The organism is Stenotrophomonas sp. G4, from assembly GCF_003428825.1.
GTDB classification, from domain to species: Bacteria; Pseudomonadota; Gammaproteobacteria; order Xanthomonadales; family Xanthomonadaceae; genus Stenotrophomonas; species Stenotrophomonas indicatrix.
Window position 1 is genome coordinate 3,252,175 of sequence record NZ_CP031741.1, and the last position, 20,223, is coordinate 3,272,397.

A 20,223-nucleotide genomic window follows, 5' to 3' on the forward strand; every position below is an offset into this window, starting at 1 on the left:
GGCTGCGGGCAAAAGTGGGGGCGTATTGTCGCAGATCCTGACCGGCCGGGCCGCTGGCCGCTTGCGCCCGCCGCCGCCGTGCTTGATGATTGACCCCAGCTGACATGGAGGCAGCCCTGATGCAGATGACCCCGCGGGCCAGTCGACCCCGCTTCCTGCTTGTCGAGGACGACATCATCAGCCGTGGTTTTTTCAAAGCGGCGTTGGAAACGTTACCAGCAGATGTGGACACCGCCGACTCACTGGCCAGCGCACTGGCGCGCGCCGAGCCCGGTGCCCACGATCTGTGGCTGATCGACGTCAACCTGCCCGATGGCAATGGTGCCCAGCTGTTGCACCAGCTGCGCCGCTCGCACCCGGACACCCCGGCGCTGGCGCATACCGCCGACGGCGATGCTGCCATTCACGCCCGCCTGCGCGAGGCGGGTTTCAGCGACACCCTGGTCAAGCCGCTGGGCCGTGACCAACTGCTGAAGGCGGTCCGTCGTGCGCTGGTCAACAGCCCCGCCGGTTCCACGTTGCCGCCGGCGGCGGTCGAGCTGGCCCTGGAGGACTGGGACGAAACCGCCGCCCTGGCCGCGCTCAATGGCCAACGCAACCACCTGATCGCCCTGCGCGAGCTGTTCCTGGCCGAACTGCCGGGCGTGCGCGATGCGGTCGAACAGGCGGTGGACCAGCATGACGAGCGCCAGCTGCGCAGCCAGCTGCACCGGTTGCAGGCCAGCTGCGGGTTCGTGGGTGCAGCGCGACTGGCACGTGCGGTACGGCAGCTCCATCACACGCCCGAATCGGGGCAGGCACAGGCGGGGTTCCGCGCGGCGGTAGCGGCCCTGCTGCACTGAGGGTTGCTCGGCGGGGCTGCGCCCTGCACCTGCAGAGGCAACAGCCGGAGCAACGGCAACAGCCAAAGCAGCTTCCTGCGGGATGGCGGGACGGTGTCGGATTGCGGGGACGCCGCAAGTACGTCCGTGTAGCAACTGTGTTGCTGGAGGAGCGCCAGCCCTTCCGGTAAACGGGCACGGTAGTGCCGGCCGCTGGCCGGCAGCCTCAGGAGCAACGCCCTCTGGTGCGCTCAGGCGGGGATCGATCCGCCGTCACGCATACGGGCGTTGAGAATCACCAGCATCTTCCGCATCACCGCCACGATGGCCACTTTGCCTTCCTTGCCCGCGCTCGCAGCGACTGGTAAAAGTCCCGCAGGCGAGGTTCATGCCGCATGGCCGACATGCTGGCCATGTAGAGCACCTGACGGATCTCAGCCCTGCCGCCATGGATGCTTCGTTTGCCACGCATGGTCCCGCTGTCATGGGACATCGGTGCCACACCGACCAGGCTGGCCACGGCCTTGCCACTGATCTTGCCCAGCTCGGGAAGATAGCTGGCCAACACGGCCTGCAGGCCCGGGCCAACACCTTTCATCGACTTCAGGACAGCCAGTTGAGGCTGCTTGGAAACCTGTTCGGAAATCCGCTTTCCCAAACGTTCCACCGTTCTCTGCAAGCAAGTGATGTTGGCCTGAAGCAGTCGGCGTAATTTACGATTACCCACCATTTCCTGCTGCTGCCGCGCGACGGTCAGCGCGTGCATCGCCTGTCGGCGTGCCCGCACGAAGTCACGCATTTCCCGCTGCCAAGGCTCCAGTGGCTGATAGGAACGCAGCTTCACCAGCGCGGCCATCTTGGCCAAGGCATAGGCATCCAAGCGGTCGGTCTTGGCCATGTGGCCAAGCCCCTGGGCCAGTTTCCGCGCCCGCAGGGCATTGGCGCGGACCACCGGATGACCAGCGTTGTGCAGGAAGTCCAGCACAGGCTGTTCGTAGCCACCAGTGGCCTCCAGCACGATCTGGACGGCCGGATGCCCTTGCAGCCAGAGGTCCAATTCAGCAAAGCCGGAGCGGCTATTGCTGACCTGCAGGGTCTTTCCGTCTGTCGTGCCAACGTCCAGCTGGCGCTTGCTGACATCAATCCCGATCCCGTTCATCACCGGACTCCGTATAGTCTGGAAGGGTCGAGAGCTCCCCGCTTGCCCAGTCTTATCACTGCGAGTGTCAGCTCCAGCAACTGTTCGGGCGGATCAAGGGAGATTCCGGCGTGGGCGCCAAGCTACATGGCGATCGTTGAGATCCAGGCTTACACGGCGGCCCACGCCGGCTCTCGACACCTACGGTGCCAGATTCCAATCAGATAAGGCTTGGCCGCGGCATCCATGCCGCGGACACCCCGCAATCCGACACCGACCCGCCTCCGACAATTCCCCGAATGCTGGTAGATCCGCGCCATGCGTGGATGAATCTCCATCGAAATCGAATATTTCGACACTTGAACGAAGAGCATCCACGCATGGCGTGGATCTACGTGTCGACCAAGGTCGACACCTACCAGAGGCGGAAGCCGTTCCGACAGCTCGCGGACAATTGTCGAAGGCGGGGTGGGTCCGGTTGCGGGGTGTCCGCGGCATGGATGCCGCGGCCAAGCCCCAGGGATGGGTTTACGGCGTCCCCCGCTACCGGACCCACCCCGCCTACCCACGGATAGCCAGCTTTTGCCGTTGACGTTGACGTTGACGTTGATTCGGCAGGTGCAGGGCTGCAAGCCCTGCCGAACACCCCTCAACGCCGGGGTGTCAGCTGCTCCAGCATCTCCCACGACTTCAACCCGCGCGCGCCCAGGTGATGGGCCAGCACCCGCCGCATCGGCAGCCGCAGGCTGGCCAGATCGGCTGCGTCGGGTTCGTCGTCGGCTGCCAGCGCCAACAGCGCCGAGCCGGTAGCCGCTGCGCGACGCTCGCCGCCGCGCTCGCTGAGCAGGCGCTGCGGTCCTTCCTGCGGGTCCAGTTCATAGCGCGCCGCCGGGTCGATCGGCTGGCCATCGCTGGCGGTCTCCAGATCGAAGCCCACCCCCAGCACCGCCAGCAGTTCGCGTTCGAAACGGCGCAGGGTCCAGGCCAGTCCAGCCCCCACGGCCAGGCGCGCACGCGCCTCACCAAAGGCCAGGTACAACTCCGGCAGCGGGTCCTGGCGCGGCGCCAGGCGCAGGGTCAACTCGCTGAGATAGAACCCGGCCAGCATGGCCTGGCCGAGCAGGCGCGGCGCCACATCCAGCGCTTCAGCACCGCGCAGCTGGGCCAGTTCGCCACGCTGCAGCGCGCTGAAGCGGATCCACTGCAGTGGCTGCAGGGCCGCTCGCAGCACCTGGCCCTTGGCCGTGGAAACACCACGCGCGAGCAGGCCGATCCGGCCGTGCTCGGCGCTCAATACCTCGACCAGCAGGCTGGTCTCGCGATAGGCCCGCGCATGCAGCACGAAGCCGGTGTCGTCCTCGATCAGCATCGAAGCGACCGTCGCGGCTTATTCGTAGCCGAAGGCCTTCAGCGCGGCCTCGTCATCGGACCAGCCCTCACGCACGCGCACCCAGGTTTCCAGGAACACCTTGGCCCCGAACAGACGCTCCATCTGCAGGCGGGACTTGGCCCCGATCTCCTTCAGGCGGGTGCCGCCCTTGCCGATCACGATCGCCTTCTGGCCTTCGCGCTCGACCCAGATCACCGCACCGATGCGCAGCAGGTTGCCGTCCTCGGTGAAACGCTCGATCTCCACGGTAGTGGCGTACGGCAGCTCTTCGCCCAACTGGCGCATCAGCTGTTCACGCACCAGTTCGCCGGCCAGGAAGCGCTGGCTGCGGTCGGTGATCTCGTCTTCGCCGAACATCGGCGGGGCTTCCGGCAACAGCGCCAGCACGTCACGGACCAGGGCTTCCAGGCCGTTGCGCTTCTGCGCCGAAATCGGATGCACCGACGAGAAATCACGGCCGGCGGTCACTTCCTGCAGGAACGGCAGCAGTGCGCCCTTGTCCTTCATGCGGTCGATCTTGTTGACCACCAGCACCACCGGGATACCGGCGTCGCGCAGCACGTTGAAGGCCAGGCTGTCCTCTTCGTCCCAGCGACCGGCTTCGATCACCAGCAGGCCGGCGTCGACGCCTTCCAGCGAGCCGCGGGCGGCGCGGTTCATGACCCGGTTCATCGCCCGCTTCTGCACCTTGTGCAGGCCAGGCGTATCGACCAGCACCAGCTGCCCTTCCGGGTAGGTGGCGATGCCCAGCAGGCGGTGACGGGTGGTCTGCGGCCGGTTGGACACGATGCTGACCTTGGCCCCGACCAAGGCATTGGTCAGGGTCGATTTGCCCACGTTGGGGCGGCCGATGACGGCCACGCTGCCGCAATGATGGGGAGTTTGTTCGCTCACTTGGAATCCAGTTGTTCAAGGACGGCCGCAGCCGCTTGTTGTTCGGCAATCCGCCGCGAGGAGCCTTCGCCCTCGGTGCTGGCGGCGGGGTCGGCTACGTTGCAGCGTACCCGGAAGTGTTTGGCGTGGTCGTCACCGGATTCTGACACCAGTTCGTACTGTGGCAACGCCTTCTGTCGGCCCTGCAGCCATTCCTGCAGGCGGGTCTTGGGATCCTTCTCCGGCCGCCCCGTAGCCGGCAGCGCCTCCATCGAAGCGGCAAACCACGGCAGGACCTTCGCCCGGCAGGCTTCGAAGCCGGCATCCAGATAGATCGCCGCGACCACGGCCTCCAATGCATCGGCCAGGATCGAGTCGCGGCGATGGCCGCCGGACTTCATTTCGCCAGGCCCCATCGTCAGCCGCTCACCCAGCTGCAGGGCACGCGCGATCACCGCCAGCGCTCCCTCGCGCACCAGCTCGGCGCGGGCGCGGGTCATCGCGCCTTCGTCGGCCTTGGGCCAGCGCAGGTACAACGCCTCGGCGACCAGCATGTTGACGATGCTGTCGCCAAGGAACTCCAGCCGCTCGTTATGCGGCGCGCCGGCACTGCGATGGGTCAGCGCCTGCTTGAGCAGGTCTGGATCGCGGAAGGCGTGACCGATCAGGTCTTCACGTTGGAAAGATTTATTCGGCACCGCTACGGGTCAGGTCCTGGGAAGAATCGAATTTGCCAACCACATCCAGGTTGCCGACCAGCGGGCGGCGCACTTCGTAGTTGACCTTGAGGGTCCAGCCATTGTCGCGGCGATCAAACTTGACGTTGGCCGGCTTCACGTTGTCCGAGTAGTTGATGTACAGCCGCTTGAAGAACAGATCCTGGATGTTGGCCGGCGCCATGCTGCCGATGCCCGGTTCCTTGGCCAGGCTCTTCATCGCCGAGCGCACCGCGTAATACTCCTGGTACATCGGGAACAGCTTCATGCCGATGTAGAGGAAGAAGCCAACCACGATCAGGACCGTCAGGAACGAAGTCAGGGTCATGCCGCGCTGCGTGTTCATCGTCTTCATTGCGTTCTCCCCAGATACGCGAGTGGATGTGAAGTCAGTTGATGCTCGAGCCGATCCGCGACGGTTCGAAGCCGTCCTTGCAGAACCAGCCCTGGCAGTTCAGCCAGATCAGGAATGCCTTGCCGCGCAGGTTCTCTTCCGGCAGAAGGCCCCAGAAACGGCCGTCGTCGCTGTTGTCGCGATTGTCACCCATCACCAGGTACTTGCCCGCCGGCACCGTCCACTGGCCCTGGCCACGCGGATAGTCGGTCTCCAGCACGGTGTGGGTGCGGCCCGGCAGGTGCTCGACCAGCAGGTTGGCGCCCTCGCCCTGGCCCTTGTGGCCGGCGTAGATGCCCTTGTTGTCGTACTTCAGCGGCTCGCCGTTGAGGATCACGCCGTCGCCTTCGAACACGACGGTGTCGCCCGGCACGCCGATCACGCGCTTGATGAAGTTCTCGCCCTTGGCCGGGTCGTTGTCACCATGGCCGGGGAAGTGGAACACCACCACGTCACCGCGGGCCGGATCGCCGACCGGCACGAAGCGGGTATTGGTGATCGGCAGGCGCAGGCCATAGGAGAACTTGTTGACCAGGATGAAATCGCCGATCAGCAGGTTCGGCATCATCGAGCTGGACGGGATCTTGTACGGCTCGGCGATGAAGCTGCGCACGATCAGCACGATCGCCAGCACCGGGAAGAACGCACGCGAGTAGTCCACCAGCACCGGCTCGGTGTCGAGCAGGCCGGCGCGCTGGGCGCGACGCTTGGCCAGGTACAGCTTGTCGGCCAGCAGGATCAGGCCGGAGGCCAGGGTCAGCACGACCAGGAGGATCTCAAACAGTTTCATTCAGGGTCCTTTGCAACGTCACCGGACGATCGGCCCGAAGGCCGGTTTCGGGGCTTATTTGTTGTCCATCTGCAGCACGGCCAGGAACGCTTCCTGCGGAATTTCCACGCGGCCGACCTGCTTCATGCGCTTCTTGCCTTCCTTCTGCTTTTCCAGAAGCTTCTTCTTGCGCGAAACGTCGCCACCATAGCACTTGGCCAGAACGTTCTTGCGCATGGCCTTGACCGTGGTGCGCGAGATGATCTGCGAGCCGACGGCAGCCTGGATGGCCACGTCGAACTGCTGGCGCGGGATCAGGTCCTTCATCTTTTCGCACAGCTCGCGACCACGACGATCGGCATGGCTGCGATGCACGATCAGCGACAGCGCATCGACCTTGTCGCCGTTGATCAGCACGTCCACGCGCACGAACGGACCGGCATCGAAGCGCACGAAGTGGTAGTCCAGCGAGGCATAGCCACGGCTGACCGACTTCAGCTTGTCGAAGAAGTCCAGCACCACTTCGGCCATCGGCAGCTCGTAGCTGATCTGCACCTGGCTGCCCAGGTAGTTGATGCCGATCTGGCTGCCGCGCTTTTCTTCGCACAGCTTGATGATGTTGCCGATGTACTCCTCGGGAGTGAGCACGTTGGCGCGGATGATCGGCTCGCGGATCTCCTGCACATGGTTGACCGGCGGCAGCTTGGCCGGGTTGTCCATGTTGATGATCGTGCCATCGGTCTTCAGGACTTCATACACCACCGTCGGCGCGGTGCTGATCAGGTCCAGGTTGTATTCGCGCTCCAGGCGCTCCTGCACGATTTCCATGTGCAGCATGCCGAGGAAGCCGCAACGGAAACCGAAGCCCATCGCTTCGGAGCTTTCCGGCTCGAAGCGCAGCGCGGCATCGTTCAGGCGCAGCTTGTCCAGCGCTTCGCGCAGGTCCGGGTAGTCCTCGGCATCGACCGGGAACAGGCCGGCGAACACGCGCGGCTGCATTTCCTGGAAGCCCGGCAGCGGCTTCGGTGCCGGGTCGCCGGCCAGGGTCAGGGTGTCGCCCACGGGCGCGCCGTGCACGTCCTTGATGCTGGCGGTGACCCAGCCCACTTCGCCCGCACGCAGTGCCGGCAGCACCTTGCGCTTGGGGGTGAACACACCGACGTTGTCGACCTGGTGGTTGCGGCCGGTGGACATCACCTGCAGCTTGTCACCGGCCTTGATCTCGCCCTGCATCACGCGCACCAGCGAGACCACGCCCAGGTAGTTGTCGAACCACGAGTCAATGATCAGCGCCTGCAGCTTGTCGGTATCGCGCGGCACGGGCGCCGGAATGCGATGCACGATCGCTTCCAGCACGTCCTGCACGTTCAGGCCGGTCTTGGCGCTGACCGGCACGGCGTCGCTGGCATCGATGCCGATCACGGCCTCGATCTCGGCCTTGGCGCGCTCGATATCGGCGGTGGGCAGGTCGATCTTATTGATCACCGGCACCACTTCCAGCCCCTGCTCAACGGCCGTGTAGCAGTTGGCGACGGACTGCGCTTCCACGCCCTGAGCCGCATCGACCACCAGCAGCGCGCCCTCGCAGGCGGCCAGCGAGCGGCTGACTTCATAGGAGAAGTCGACGTGGCCGGGGGTGTCGATGAAGTTCAGGTGGTAGGTCTGGCCATCCTTCGCCACGTACGGCAGCGACACCGACTGCGCCTTGATGGTGATGCCACGCTCGCGCTCGATCGGGTTGGAGTCGAGCACCTGCGCTTCCATCTCGCGGGCCTGGAGGCCGCCGCAGAGCTGGATGATGCGGTCGGCCAGCGTGGACTTGCCGTGGTCGACGTGGGCGATGATGGAGAAGTTGCGGATGTTCCGCATCGAATCAGAGGACATAGAGAGGTGGCGGCGGCGCGCGGCGTCGTCAGGGTAACGGTCGATTATCGCATGCCCGGAGGGCCGCCGCGTGGTTGGCCTGCCGGCACGGCCCCGGAATGGCCGAAGCCCCGCCGGGGCGGGGCTTCGGGGACATCACGAGGGCCACCGTGAAGGCGGCCATCGGTCGTTACGGGCCGGCCTTGACCGCGACAAAGGCGCTGTTGCCGCTGCCGGTACGGACCAGCAGCATGACCACATCGCCCTTCTTGTAGCCGGACAGCGCACGGTTCAGGGCTTCGACGCTGCCGACCGGAGTGCTGGCCACCTGCAGGATCACCATGCCACCGGACAGGCCGGCATCACGCGCGCCCTCGCCCTTCACGGCGGTGATGCGGACACCTTCGCCCGCCTCCAGGCCCAGCTGCTTGCGCTGCGGTGCGGTCAGGTCGGCAACATCCAACCCCAGCAGGGCATTGGCGCCGGTCTGGGGAGCTGCGGTGTCATTGCCGGCGGAAAGGCTGCGGGCATTGCCCTGCGCGTCCTCGGCCAGAGCGGTCAGGGTCGCACTCAGATCACGCGGCTTGCCATCGCGGATCACGCCCAAGGTGACGCGGCTGCCCGGCGCCATCGCACCGATCAGCGGCGGCAGATCGGACCAGCTGTTGACCGGCGCGCCGTTCACCGTGCGGATCACGTCACCGATCTTGACCCCGGCCTTGGCCGCAGCGCTGTCCGGCACGATCTGGTTGACCAGCGCACCGCGGCTGTCGGGCAGGCCCATCGCCTGCGCCTTCAGGCCGTCGATTTCCTGGACCACCGCGCCGAGCTGGCCACGGGTGACCTTGCCTGTCTTCTTGATCTGCTCGACTGCGCTCATCGCCAGATCGATCGGGATCGCGAAGCTGATGCCCATGTAGCCACCCGAGGCCGAGAAGATCTGCGAGTTGATGCCGACCACCTCACCACGGGTGTTCAGCAGCGGGCCGCCGGAATTGCCCTGGTTGATTGCCACGTCGGTCTGGATGAACGGCACATAGCGCTGGTCCGGTCCACCGGTGTTGCGGCCGAGGGCACTGACCACGCCAGCGGTAACCGAGTGGTCGAGGCCGAACGGCGAGCCGATCGCGACAACCCACTGACCGGGCTTCAGGCTGTTGGAATCACCCACGCGCACGGTCGGCAGGTTCTTGCCGTCGATCTTCAGCAGGGCGACGTCGTACTGCTGGTCGCTGCCGACCACCTTGGCGGTGAACTCGCGACGATCGCCGAGCTTGACCTTCACTTCGCTGGCGTCGGCGACCACGTGGTAATTGGTCAGCACGTAGCCGTCAGGCGAGATGATGAAGCCCGAGCCCATGCCGCGGCCCTTGATGCTGGGGCCGCCCGGGCCGCCGGGACCCTGCCCGGGCATCGGGAAATCCGGGCCGAAGAAGCGGCGGAAGAACTCGGGCATCTCGTCATCACCCGGGCCCATGCCGCCCCGCGCCTGGCGGGTGCTGCGGACGATGGTGGTGTCGACGTTGACCACGCCGGGGCCGACCTGCTCGACCAGGTTGGTGAAGTCGGGCAGACCGCTGACCAACGGCTGCGCCGGTGCGCGTAGGGCAGCGGCGGCGGCGGCCTGCGGCTGGGCGGCAGGCGCCGCCGGTTGGGCACAGGCCACCAGCGGCAGGGTCAGGGCGAACAGGCCAATTGCATGTGTGCGGAGTCGGGGAGTCATCGGACGGCAACCTCCGGGTCGGATGGAAAGGGAAAGAAGCGCCCCGCCGACGGCGGGGCGTGGAACGCTACCCGGCTCAGTCGCGCGGGCGTTGCGACGCCGGCAGTTCGTCCTGCAGGCGTGGCTCGAACGGATAGAACGCGGTGCCACCGGCGTGGGCCGGGAAACTGGCATTGAGGGCGCCACCGGCGGCGGGCGCCAGGCTGGAGCGCGGCCATGGCCGTGCCTGCAGGTTGCCGACCTCGCCAAAAGGCAGAGTGCGCGCGCTACCGGCGGGCATGGTCGGGGTCAGCGGCGCCTGGCTGGCAACCGCGCGCAGCGGCGCGTCATCGCGCTGGGCCACGCGCGCGGCCTGCTGGCTGCGGGTGGCGCTGGCGCGGCGCACGTCCTGGCGACGGCTGGCGGCGGCCATGGCCACCGCCGGCACGCTGGCCACGGCCATCGCGGCAGTGTCCACCGATGCCTCGGTGACGGCGGCCGGTTGCTCCGATGCCGGTGGCAACTGCGCCTGGCTGGCGATCACCTGCGGTGCGGAGACATCCACTGGCGGCGCCTCCTGCAGTTTTTCGCGGCCGACGAACAGCGCTACGGCGGCAACCGAAGCGGCCAGCGCACCGCCGCCCCATGCACGCCAACCACTACGGCGGGTCTGACGCTTCGGCTCGGCCAGCGGTGCGGGCTCGGCGGCGATGGCGGCAGCCACGGCGGCGCTGAAACCGGCCGGTGCCAGCAGCGACGCCTGGCCGCGCATGACATCACCCAGCAGCTGCCAGCGTTCCTGGCAGCCAGCCAGTTCCGGATCGTGTTCCATGCGGCGCACCAGGAAGCGCGCCTCGTCTGCCCCCAGCTCGCCGTCGACCAGCGCCGACAACTGCTGGCGATGGCGTTCGTCCAGGCGTTGCCCGGCGGGAGACTGGTGGTTGTGCGATTCGTTGTTCGGAATGCGGGTCATATACGGCTCTTCTCGCGGGTGGCACTGCCGATGTCCAGCAGCGGCCGGAGTTCGGTGTCGATCGCCTCGCGCGCCCGGAAGATCCGTGAACGCACGGTGCCGATCGGGCACCCCATCTTCTGCGCGATTTCCTCGTAGCTCAGGCCTTCCACCTCGCGCAGGGTGATCGCCGACCGGAGTTCTTCCGGCAGCGCGTTGACGGCCTTCATCACCGTCTGTTCCAGTTCCTGGCGCATCAACTCGCGCTCGGGCGTATCGGTGTCGCGCAGGCGCGTGCCGCTGTCGAACTGCTCGGCGTCGCCGATGTCGATGTCATCGGTCGGCGGGCGGCGATTGTGCGAAGCCAGATGGTTTTTGGCGGTGTTCACGGCGATCCGATGCAACCAGGTTGAGAACTGGGCGTCGCCACGGAAGCTTCCAATCGCACGGTATGCACGGATGAAAGTGTCCTGGGCCACGTCCTGACATTCACTCCAGTCGGCGATGTAGCGACCGACCAGGGCCACGACCCGATGCTGGTACTTGCGCACCAGGACATCGAAGGCGGCACTCTCGCCGTGCTGCACGCGCCGGACCAGTTCCAGATCCAGCTCCTGAGGTGTATCAACATCGGCCATGAGGGGCCGCACTCCTGTCAGCCCAACCGACGTCGGGCAATGAGACTGCCAATCCCGGGAAAAGTTCAGTCGCCGATCACCTGGCGCCGCACCAGCTTTTAACCACCGTTCCGTTAACGTTCCGGTCCAAGGCCTGCGATCCGGGGCGCCACACCCCTGGTATTGGGATTTGACGCGGGGGAAACAACCTCTGGATCATAGCCCCCTTCTCCATACACAACCGGATGGAACGTCCATGCTCTCAAGCTTCGATGGTCTCCGCTTCAGCCACTGGCACCCCGAGATCCGCGACGATGGCGTGGTGGTCCTCTCCCTGGATCGTCAGGACAGCAGTGTCAACGCAATGTCGCAGGATGTGCTGCTGGAGCTGGGCGACCTGCTGGAGCGCATCGCCATGGACCCACCGAAGGGCGTGGTGATCCAGTCCCTCAAGAAGGCAGGCTTCATCGCCGGTGCCGACCTGAAGGAGTTCCAGGAGTTCGATCGCCGCGGCACCGTCAACGACGCCATCCGCCGCGGCCAGTCGACCTACCAGAAGCTGGCAGAACTGCCCTGCCCGACCGTCGCCGCCATCCATGGCCATTGCTTGGGCGGCGGTACCGAGCTGGCCCTGGCCTGCCGTTATCGCGTTGCATCCAATGACAGTTCCACCCGCATCGGCCTGCCGGAAACCCAGCTGGGCATCTTCCCGGGCTGGGGTGGCAGCGCGCGCCTGCCGCAGCTGGTCGGCGCACCGGCGGCGATGGACATGATGCTGACCGGACGCACGCTGTCGGCCTCGGCCGCACGCGGCATCGGGCTGGTCGACAAGGTGGTGGCACCGGCCGTCGTGCTCGATACCGCCGTGGCGCTGGCACTGTCCGGCACCACCCGCCCGTTCAAGCAGCGTGCGCTGGCCTGGGCGACCAATACCTGGCCGGCACGCCAGCTGCTGGCCCCGCAGATGGTCAAGCAGGTCGCACGCAAGGCGAAGAAGGACCAGTACCCGGCGCCGTATGCGTTGATCAGCACCTGGCAGCGCAGCGGCGGCAAGCCGGTGCAGGCACGCCTGGATGCCGAACGACGCGCCGTAGTGAAGCTGGCCAGCACGCCGACCGCGCGCAACCTGATCCGCATCTTCTTCCTCACCGAACGCCTGAAGGGCCTGGGCGGTGGCGATTCCGGCATCCGCCACGTGCACGTGGTCGGTGCTGGCGTGATGGGCGGTGACATTGCTGCGTGGGCCGCCTACAAGGGTTTTGAAGTGACCCTGCAGGACCGCGAGCAGCGCTTCATCGACCCGGCCATGGAGCGTGCGCAGGCACTGTTCGCCAAGAAGGTGCGTGACGAGAGCAAGCGCCCGGCCGTCGCCGCTCGCCTGCGTGCGGACCTGGAAGGCAATGGCGTGGCGCAGGCCGATCTGGTCATTGAAGCGATCATCGAGAACCCGGAAGCCAAGCGTGCGCTGTACCAGACGCTGGAGCCGAAGATGAAGCTCGACGCGTTGCTGACCACCAACACCTCGTCGATTCCGCTGGTGGAGCTGCGCGATCACATCCAGCGCCCGGCGCAGTTCGCCGGCCTGCATTACTTCAACCCGGTGGCCCAGATGCCGTTGGTGGAGATCATCCATCACGACGGCATGGCGGCCGAAACCGAGCGTCGCCTGGCAGCCTTCTGCAAGGCGCTGGGCAAGTTCCCGGTGCCGGTGGCCGGCACGCCCGGTTTCCTGGTCAACCGCGTGCTGTTCCCGTACATGCTGGAAGCGGCCACCGCATACGCTGAAGGCATTCCGGGCCCGGTGATCGACAAGGCGGCGGTGAAGTTCGGCATGCCGATGGGCCCGATCGAACTGATCGACACCGTAGGCCTGGACGTGGCCGCTGGCGTGGGCAAGGAACTGGCCCCGTTCCTGGGCCTGCAGATTCCGGCGGCGCTGCAGACGGTGGAACCGGACAAGCGCGGCAAGAAGGATGGCCAGGGCATCTACACCTGGGAGAACGGCCGGGCCAAGAAGCCGGACGTGGCGCGCGACTATCAGGCGCCTGCCGATCTGGAAGATCGCCTGATCCTGCCGTTGTTGAACGAAGCGGTGGCGTGCCTGCACGAAGGCGTGGTGGCCGACGCGGACCTGCTGGACGCGGGCGTGATCTTCGGTACCGGTTTCGCACCGTTCCGCGGCGGTCCGATCCAGCACATCCGTGCGGTGGGTGCCGATGCCATCGTGGAGCGCCTGAAGGCGCTGCAGCAGCGTCACGGTGATCGCTTCGCACCGCGCCCGGGCTGGGACAACCCGGTACTGCGCGAACCGGTGGTTTGATCAGCCGGGCCTGCGGCCCGGCACCCGCTGGATCAAAAGCCAAAACCAGAGCCAGAGCCGGAGCAACAGCCGGCTCTGGCTTTTCTGTTTGTTGGCGGGGCGGTGTGGGTGGGCAGGACACGCCGCAAGTACGTCCCTGTAGGCTCGATGGCGCCATCCATGGCGCCAACGGTCCTGCCCACCCACACCGCCCCACCCCTGACAGTTTTCCGGTGACGGTAGGCAAATCGCGATTTCCTGTAGCTGTCGACCTTGGGCGACACGCTTGGTCCACGCTCTGCGTGGATGCGAGCGAAGCGACCGGCGTTTGATTTTGATTTTGATTTTTTTTTCTTTTCCGTGGCTGGACGCCCACGGAAACTGTCTAAGGCCGTGCGGGGTGGGTTCGCAGGACCGTTGGCGCCATGGATGGCGCCATCGAGCCCCCATGGACGGGTTTACGGCGTGTCCTGCGAACCCACCCCGCACGGCCAAGCGCATGATCTGCTTTATGCGTTCAGCCACGAGGGGCTGCGCCGTTGGCTGGAACAACCTGTTACCCGGACGGGGAATGTCACCGCCACCACCGCATGCGATGCTGACCGCCTTGATCCCTGCCAGCGAGAACGCCCGCATGACCACCATCATCGCCCCGCGCGTACACGACATCGGCGGCCTGGAAGTGCGCCGCGCCGTGCCCACCCTGCAGGCCCGCAGCATCGGTTCGTTCGTGTTCGTCGACCAGATGGGCCCGGCACTCATGCACCCCGGTACCGCCATCGACGTGCGCCCGCACCCGCATATCGGCCTGGCCACCGTCACCTACCTCTGGTCCGGTGCCATCGGCCACCGCGATACGCTGGGCTCGGACCAGGTGATCCGTCCCGGTGACGTCAACTGGATGACCGCCGGCCGCGGCATCGCCCATTCCGAGCGCACGCCGCAACCGGACCGCGACCATGACAACCCGATCCACGGCATGCAGACCTGGGTTGCGTTGCCGAAGTCGCATGAGGAAATCGAACCGGCCTTCTACCACCATGCCGCCGCCGCCCTGCCCGAGCAGCGCCGCAACGGCGCCTGGCTGCGCGTCATTGCCGGACGCGCCTATGGCGAGGAGTCGCCGGTCAAGGTGTTCGCCGACACGCTCAACGTGGCGATCGACCTGGACCCGGATGCAGAGATCGACATCGATGATGGCCACCGCGAACGTGCGCTGTACATCCTCGAAGGCCAAGCGCAGCTGGATGGTGTGGACATTCCCGCCCAGCACCTGGTGCTTCCCGAAGCCGGTGCGCGCGGCCGCCTGCGCGCGAAGACGCCGGTGAAGGCGATGCTGTTCGGCGGCGAACCGCTGGATGGCCCGCGCCATCTGTGGTGGAACTTCGTTTCCAGTTCCAAGGAACGTATCGAGCAGGCCAAGCACGACTGGGAAGCCGGACGTTTCGGCACCATTCCCGGCGACGACAAGGAATTCATTCCCCTGCCCCAGTACTGAGCATCGCGTGTTGCACACATCCGAAGGTGTATCCCTGCACCCGGCGTTGACGCTACAGTCACCCGCTGATCACTGAAATGTGACATAAATCACACTTTAGACCGTCAAAGGAGTGCAACACATGAGCATGGGTAAACGCTTGTCCGCCGAGTTCCTCGGTACGTTCTGGCTGGTTCTGGGTGGCTGTGGCAGTGCGGTGCTGGCCGCCAAGTTCGGTGGCGACGGCAATCCGCTGGGTATCGGTTTCCTCGGCGTGGCCCTGGCCTTCGGCCTGACCGTGGTGACCGGCGCCTACGCGTTCGGCCATATCTCCGGTGCGCACTTCAATCCCGCGGTCAGCGTGGGCCTGTGGGCCGGTGGCCGCTTCCCGACCCGGGATCTGGTGCCCTACATCATCGCCCAGGTGGCCGGCGGCCTGCTGGCCGGCTTCATCCTGCTGCAGATCGCCTCCGGTGCCAGCGGCTTCGCCATTGATGGCAGCCAAGCCGGCGCGTTCGCCAGCAACGGCTATGGTGCGCTGTCGCCCGGCGGCTACAGCGTGGCGGCCGCATTCCTGTGCGAAGTGGTGCTCACGGCCGTGTTCCTGATCGTGATCATGGGCGCGACCCATGGCAAGGCGCCGGCGGGCTTCGCGCCGCTGGCCATCGGCCTGGCCCTGACCCTGATCCACCTGATCAGCATTCCGGTGACCAATACGTCGGTGAACCCGGCCCGCTCCACGGCGGTGGCCTTCTTCGCCGGCAGTGGCGCAACCGGCCAGCTCTGGCTGTTCTGGGTCGCCCCGCTGCTGGGCGGTGCGATCGGCGGCATCATCTACAAGTGGATCGGCAACGACCGCTGAGCCATGACCGTGCCATTGCGGCCGACCCTCGGCCGCAATGGTTACGGATGTAACCGCGATTTGTGCGATCGCTCACGTTCCGTTAAGGTCTGGTCATCCGCCCGTGCTTTCGCCGGGCAGGACGGCATCCGGGGATGGGATGCCTCGACCGCCGGTGTCACCGGCGGTGCCAACGACACGCCACCTTGGGGGATGCATGAAGTTCGCGCCTGTTGTTCTGTCGAGCCTGTTGTTCGTTGCGGCGTCTGCCTGCGCGCAGGCCCCGGTCGACTGTCCTTCGTTGCCCGCCAGCAGCGGCCTGCAATGGCAGCAGCAGGCACAGTCCGGCTTCCTGGTCTGTCGCGCAGCCACCAGTGACGGGCGCGAAGTACTGAGCCTGATGCTCAGCCAGCGCGATCCGGGCATTCCGCTGACCCGCTCACTGCGCCAGGAAAAAGGCAGCTTTGCCGGTGAATCGATGTACTGGTACCAGCCGGACCTGGGCGGCCAGCAACCGCCGGGCTATGCCGAGCGCCGCATCAGCGTGGTCAAGCTGGACAAGGGCCGCTACGCGCAGATCGCGCTGTATCCCGACAGCGCCCAGGAACTGGGCACGCTGCAGCAGCTTGCGCAGGGCATGAACCTGACGCCCTCTGCCGTGGCCGACGGCCGCTGAGGCGCTGCGGGGATGACTGCCTTGCAGCATTCCCGCACTTCCACCCGATCCATCGGTAGCGCCGGGCCATGCCCGGCGGCTTTCTGCCGTGTCGGCTCTTTTGGACATCCGCCGGGCATGGCCCGGCGCTACCAATGTGCTGTGGGCATGGCCCGCAGCGCGACCTCAGAACCTGCCTTCCTGGAAATCGACGAAGGCCTGCATCAGCTCTTCGCGGGTGTTCATCACGAACGGGCCATGCCGCATCACCGGCTCGCGCAGCGGACGACCCGCCACCAGGATCAACCGCGCACCGTCGCTGCCTGCCGACAGATGCAGCTGCTCGCCGCCGCCCAGCACCGCCAGTTCCTGCCGCGCCACGTCGCGCGCCGCATCCTGCTCGCCCACCGTCAGCCCGCCTTCGAACACGTAGACGAACGCGTTGTGGCCTTCGGGCAGGGAGTAGGTCCAGGCACGATCGGCCTCCAATGCAATGTCCAGGTACAGCGGATCGGTCGCCGGCTGCGCGATCGGCCCCGCCGTGCCCTCGACCGTGCCGGCGATCACCTTGACCTGCACGCCTTCGGCCGGCTGCACCATCGGGATCTTATCGGGAGCGAATTCCTGGTACTTCGGCGCGGTCATCTTGTCGCGCGCAGGCAGGTTCACCCACAGCTGGAAGCCGCGCATCTGCCCGCTTTCCTGCTCGGGCATCTCCGAATGCACCAGGCCACGGCCGGCCGTCATCCACTGCACGCTGCCCGGGGTCAGCAGGCCTTCGTTGCCGTGATTGTCGCGATGACGCATGCGGCCATCGAGCATGTAGGTGACGGTCTCGAAACCACGATGGGGATGCTCGGGGAAACCGGCGATATAGTCCTCGGCGCGATCGGTACCGAATTCGTCGAGCAGCAGGAACGGATCGAGGTCGGGCAGCGAGGGGCCGCCGATGACCCGGGTCAGGCGAACACCGGCACCGTCGGAGGTGGGCATGCCACGGATGGTGCGCAGGACGCGGACCGGCTCGGGAAGGCTCATGGTGACTCCTGTTGGATGGATGCCGGTAAAAATGGACGCTGCAGCGCGCAACGCCAATGGATGCCGTCGCAACCGATTGTTCCATCCCTGGTGTTCGCCGCACGTCATGTCCGCACGCCGGCACCGCCTGCGTTGTCGGCTGCGAGGGAACATCGCCACCTGCCACACCCATGTACGACCAAAGTACTACCGCACAATGGTCCCGTGCACATTGACCCTGCCAGGGGCACGCGGGACTCTTTGCCTGTCTTTCCGGGAGAGAGCACCTCATGAAAGGTTTTTCCAAAATAGGCTGGGCGGCCCTCGCCCTGCTCGGCGCGTTCTGCCTGGGCACGGTAGCGCTGCGGCGCGGTGAGCACATCAATGCGTTGTGGATCGTGGTCGCGGCGGTATCGCTGTACCTGGTTGCCTACCGCTTCTACAGCCTGTTCATCGCCGACAAGGTGATGCAGCTCGATCCGACCCGGGCCACCCCGGCGGTGATCAACAACGATGGCCTGGACTACGTACCGACCAACAAGCACGTGCTGTTCGGCCACCACTTCGCCGCCATTGCCGGTGCCGGCCCGCTGGTCGGCCCGGTGCTGGCCGCGCAGATGGGCTACCTGCCCGGCCTGCTGTGGCTTGTGGTCGGCGTGGTGCTGGCCGGTGCGGTGCAGGACTTCATGGTCCTGTTCCTCTCCAGCCGCCGCAACGGCCGCTCACTGGGTGACCTGGTGCGCGAGGAGATGGGCCAGGTGCCCGGCACCATCGCGTTGTTCGGTGCCTTCCTGATCATGATCATCATCCTGGCCGTGCTGGCGATGGTGGTGGTCAAGGCACTGGCGGAAAGCCCGTGGGGCATGTTCACGGTGATCGCGACGATGCCCATCGCGATCCTGATGGGCGTCTACATGCGCTACATCCGGCCGGGCAAGATCGGTGAGATCTCGGTGGTGGGCCTGGTGCTGCTGCTCGCCGCGATCTGGTTCGGTGGCAAGGTGGCGGCAGACCCGACCTGGGGCCCGGCGTTCACCTTCACCGGTACCCAGATCACCTGGATGCTGATCGGCTACGGTTTCGTCGCCTCGGTGCTGCCGGTCTGGCTGCTGCTGGCACCGCGCGACTACCTGTCGACCTTCCTGAAGATCGGCACGATCATCGCGCTGGCCATCGGCATCCTGGTGGTGATGCCGGAACTGAAGATGCCGGCGCTGACCCAGTTCGCGGCCAGCGGCGACGGCCCGGTGTGGAAAGGCGGCATGTTCCCGTTCCTGTTCATCACCATCGCCTGCGGCGCGGTGTCGGGTTTCCACGCACTGATCTCCTCGGGCACTACGCCCAAGCTGCTGGCCAATGAAGCGCACATGCGCTACATCGGCTACGGCGGCATGCTGATGGAATCGTTCGTGGCCGTGATGGCGCTGGTGGCGGCCTCGATCATCGATCCGGGCATCTACTTCGCGATGAACAGCCCAGCGGCGGTGATCGGTGCCGATGCCGCCTCGGCCGCGCACTACATCACCAATACCTGGGGCTTCACCATCACCCCCGAACAGTTGACGGCCACGGCGGCAGCGATCGGTGAACCGACCATCCTGCATCGTGCCGGTGGTGCCCCCACCCTGGCGGTGGGCATCGCGCAGATCCTGCATGAGGCGATCCCCAGCAGCAGCGACGCGATGATGGCGTTCTGGTACCACTTCGCCATCCTGTTCGAAGCACTGTTCATTCTCACCGCGGTGGATGCGGGCACACGTGCCGGTCGTTTCATGCTGCAGGACCTGCTCGGCAATTTCGTGCCGGCGCTGAAGAAGACCGAGTCGTGGACCGCCAACATCATCGGCACTGCCGGCTGCGTGGCGCTGTGGGGCTACCTGCTGTACACCGGCGTGGTCGATCCGTTCGGCGGCATCCAGACGTTGTGGCCGTTGTTCGGCATCTCCAACCAGATGCTGGCGGGCATCGCGCTGATGCTGGGCACGGTGGTGCTGTTCAAGATGAAGCGTGACCGCTATGCGTGGGTCACCGCGGTGCCTGCGGTGTGGCTGCTGATCTGCACCACCTACGCCGGTTTCATCAAGATCTTCGACAGCAATCCGGCGCAGGGCTTCCTGGCACAGGCACACAAGTTCCAGGATGCGTTGGCCAGCGGCACGATCACTGCACCGGCCAAGTCGGTCGCGCAGATGCAGCAGATCGTGGTCAATGCCTACGTCAACACCGGCCTGACCGCGCTGTTCCTGCTGGTGGTGGCGTCGGTGCTGGTGTATTCGATCAAGACGATCGTGGCGGCGCGCCGCAATCTGCAGCGCAGCGACCGCGAGACCCCGTACGTGGCGCTGAAGCCGCATGAAATGGTGGACCTGTAATGAGTACACAACTGGTTCCGGTGGGCCAGTACCAGGCGCATCGCCGGATCTGGCGACGCCTGGTGCAGACGGCACGGCTGTGCTGCGGCATTCCCGACTACGACAACTATGTGCGGCATGTGCGGGAGAAGCATCCGGACCGCGAGCCGATGGACTACAAGACGTTCTTCCGCGAACGGCAGGAAGCGCGGTATGGCGGGCGCAACGGTGGTCGCTGCTGTTGAGGTTCCCGGTGGGTGCCGGGCTTGCAGCCCGGCGCCCGCAGAGGCAACGGCAACGGCAACGGCAACATCAACTGCAACCGCAACTGCTGGAGCGTCGGCTCTG

General features: G+C 66.0%; 17 protein-coding genes and 1 pseudogene. 7 read left to right on the forward strand and 11 right to left on the reverse strand.

Going from position 1 to position 20,223, the window contains the following annotated elements; genetic code table 11:
* Positions 1-119: 119 nt before the first annotated feature.
* On the forward strand, positions 120-842 hold the full coding sequence (locus tag D0Y85_RS15070; RefSeq protein ID WP_117311952.1) for a response regulator: 723 nt from the start codon (positions 120-122) through the stop codon (positions 840-842).
* 230 nt (positions 843-1,072) lie between these two features.
* Here the strand turns inward: D0Y85_RS15070 and D0Y85_RS15075 are convergent.
* From D0Y85_RS15075 to rpoE, 10 genes and pseudogenes are all read right to left on the reverse strand, one after another.
* Positions 1,073-1,980: pseudogene (locus D0Y85_RS15075) on the reverse strand (IS110 family transposase).
* Between the two features lie 628 nt (positions 1,981-2,608).
* Positions 2,609-3,328, reverse strand: coding sequence for a DNA repair protein RecO (recO, locus tag D0Y85_RS15085; protein ID WP_117311004.1), 720 nt, complete (start codon positions 3,326-3,328; stop codon positions 2,609-2,611).
* 18 nt (positions 3,329-3,346) lie between these two features.
* A complete protein-coding gene (gene era, locus D0Y85_RS15090; protein WP_025877117.1) occupies positions 3,347-4,243 on the reverse strand; it encodes a GTPase Era in 897 nt (298 codons plus the stop codon).
* Positions 4,240-4,920: a ribonuclease III gene (rnc, locus tag D0Y85_RS15095; protein WP_117311005.1), complete on the reverse strand. Its 681-nt coding sequence runs from the start codon at positions 4,918-4,920 to the stop codon at positions 4,240-4,242. The genes era and rnc overlap by 4 nt, the downstream gene beginning before the upstream one ends.
* On the reverse strand, positions 4,910-5,293 hold the full coding sequence (locus D0Y85_RS15100) for a DUF4845 domain-containing protein (RefSeq protein ID WP_117311006.1): 384 nt from the start codon (positions 5,291-5,293) through the stop codon (positions 4,910-4,912). Before D0Y85_RS15100 ends, rnc begins: the two co-directional genes overlap by 11 nt.
* Before the next feature lie 34 nt (positions 5,294-5,327).
* Entirely contained in the window at positions 5,328-6,122 is a 795-nt protein-coding gene (gene lepB, locus D0Y85_RS15105) for a signal peptidase I (RefSeq protein ID WP_025877111.1), read from the reverse strand.
* 54 nt (positions 6,123-6,176) lie between these two features.
* Positions 6,177-7,970 carry a translation elongation factor 4 gene (gene lepA, locus D0Y85_RS15110; RefSeq protein ID WP_049465871.1) on the reverse strand — a complete coding sequence of 598 codons (1,794 nt, stop codon included), beginning with the start codon at positions 7,968-7,970 and terminating at the stop codon, positions 6,177-6,179.
* 184 nt (positions 7,971-8,154) lie between these two features.
* Positions 8,155-9,687 carry a DegQ family serine endoprotease gene (locus D0Y85_RS15115; protein ID WP_117311007.1) on the reverse strand — a complete coding sequence of 511 codons (1,533 nt, stop codon included), beginning with the start codon at positions 9,685-9,687 and terminating at the stop codon, positions 8,155-8,157.
* A 76-nt stretch (positions 9,688-9,763) separates the two neighbouring features.
* Complete coding sequence (locus D0Y85_RS15120) at positions 9,764-10,639, reverse strand: sigma-E factor negative regulatory protein (RefSeq protein WP_117311008.1); 876 nt, start codon at positions 10,637-10,639, stop codon at positions 9,764-9,766.
* Positions 10,636-11,256: an RNA polymerase sigma factor RpoE gene (gene rpoE, locus D0Y85_RS15125; protein ID WP_025877103.1), complete on the reverse strand. Its 621-nt coding sequence runs from the start codon at positions 11,254-11,256 to the stop codon at positions 10,636-10,638. The genes D0Y85_RS15120 and rpoE overlap by 4 nt, the downstream gene beginning before the upstream one ends.
* A gap of 235 nt (positions 11,257-11,491) precedes the next feature.
* Between rpoE and D0Y85_RS15130 the strand changes: the two genes are divergently transcribed.
* From D0Y85_RS15130 to D0Y85_RS15145, 4 genes are all read left to right on the forward strand, one after another.
* Positions 11,492-13,555, forward strand: a complete 2,064-nt coding sequence (locus tag D0Y85_RS15130; protein ID WP_025877101.1) for a 3-hydroxyacyl-CoA dehydrogenase NAD-binding domain-containing protein — start codon at positions 11,492-11,494, stop codon at positions 13,553-13,555.
* A 613-nt stretch (positions 13,556-14,168) separates the two neighbouring features.
* Positions 14,169-15,032, forward strand: coding sequence for a pirin family protein (locus tag D0Y85_RS15135; RefSeq protein ID WP_117311953.1), 864 nt, complete (start codon positions 14,169-14,171; stop codon positions 15,030-15,032).
* A gap of 121 nt (positions 15,033-15,153) precedes the next feature.
* Entirely contained in the window at positions 15,154-15,873 is a 720-nt protein-coding gene (aqpZ, locus tag D0Y85_RS15140) for an aquaporin Z (RefSeq protein ID WP_032951977.1), read from the forward strand.
* Positions 15,874-16,069: 196 nt separating this feature from the next.
* A complete protein-coding gene (locus D0Y85_RS15145; RefSeq protein WP_117311009.1) occupies positions 16,070-16,528 on the forward strand; it encodes a hypothetical protein in 459 nt (152 codons plus the stop codon).
* 165 nt (positions 16,529-16,693) lie between these two features.
* Here D0Y85_RS15145 and D0Y85_RS15150 read toward each other — a convergent pair whose 3' ends face one another.
* A complete protein-coding gene (locus tag D0Y85_RS15150) occupies positions 16,694-17,545 on the reverse strand; it encodes a pirin family protein (protein ID WP_117311010.1) in 852 nt (283 codons plus the stop codon).
* Between the two features lie 269 nt (positions 17,546-17,814).
* On the opposite strand from D0Y85_RS15150, the gene D0Y85_RS15160 reads away from it, so the two are divergent.
* The gene (locus D0Y85_RS15160; RefSeq protein ID WP_117311012.1) at positions 17,815-19,896 is read left to right on the forward strand and encodes a carbon starvation CstA family protein; all 2,082 of its coding nucleotides are present in this window, start codon (positions 17,815-17,817) and stop codon (positions 19,894-19,896) included.
* Positions 19,896-20,120 carry a CstA-like transporter-associated (seleno)protein gene (locus tag D0Y85_RS15165; RefSeq protein WP_025877091.1) on the forward strand — a complete coding sequence of 75 codons (225 nt, stop codon included), beginning with the start codon at positions 19,896-19,898 and terminating at the stop codon, positions 20,118-20,120. Before D0Y85_RS15160 ends, D0Y85_RS15165 begins: the two co-directional genes overlap by 1 nt.
* Positions 20,121-20,223: the final 103 nt, after the last annotated feature.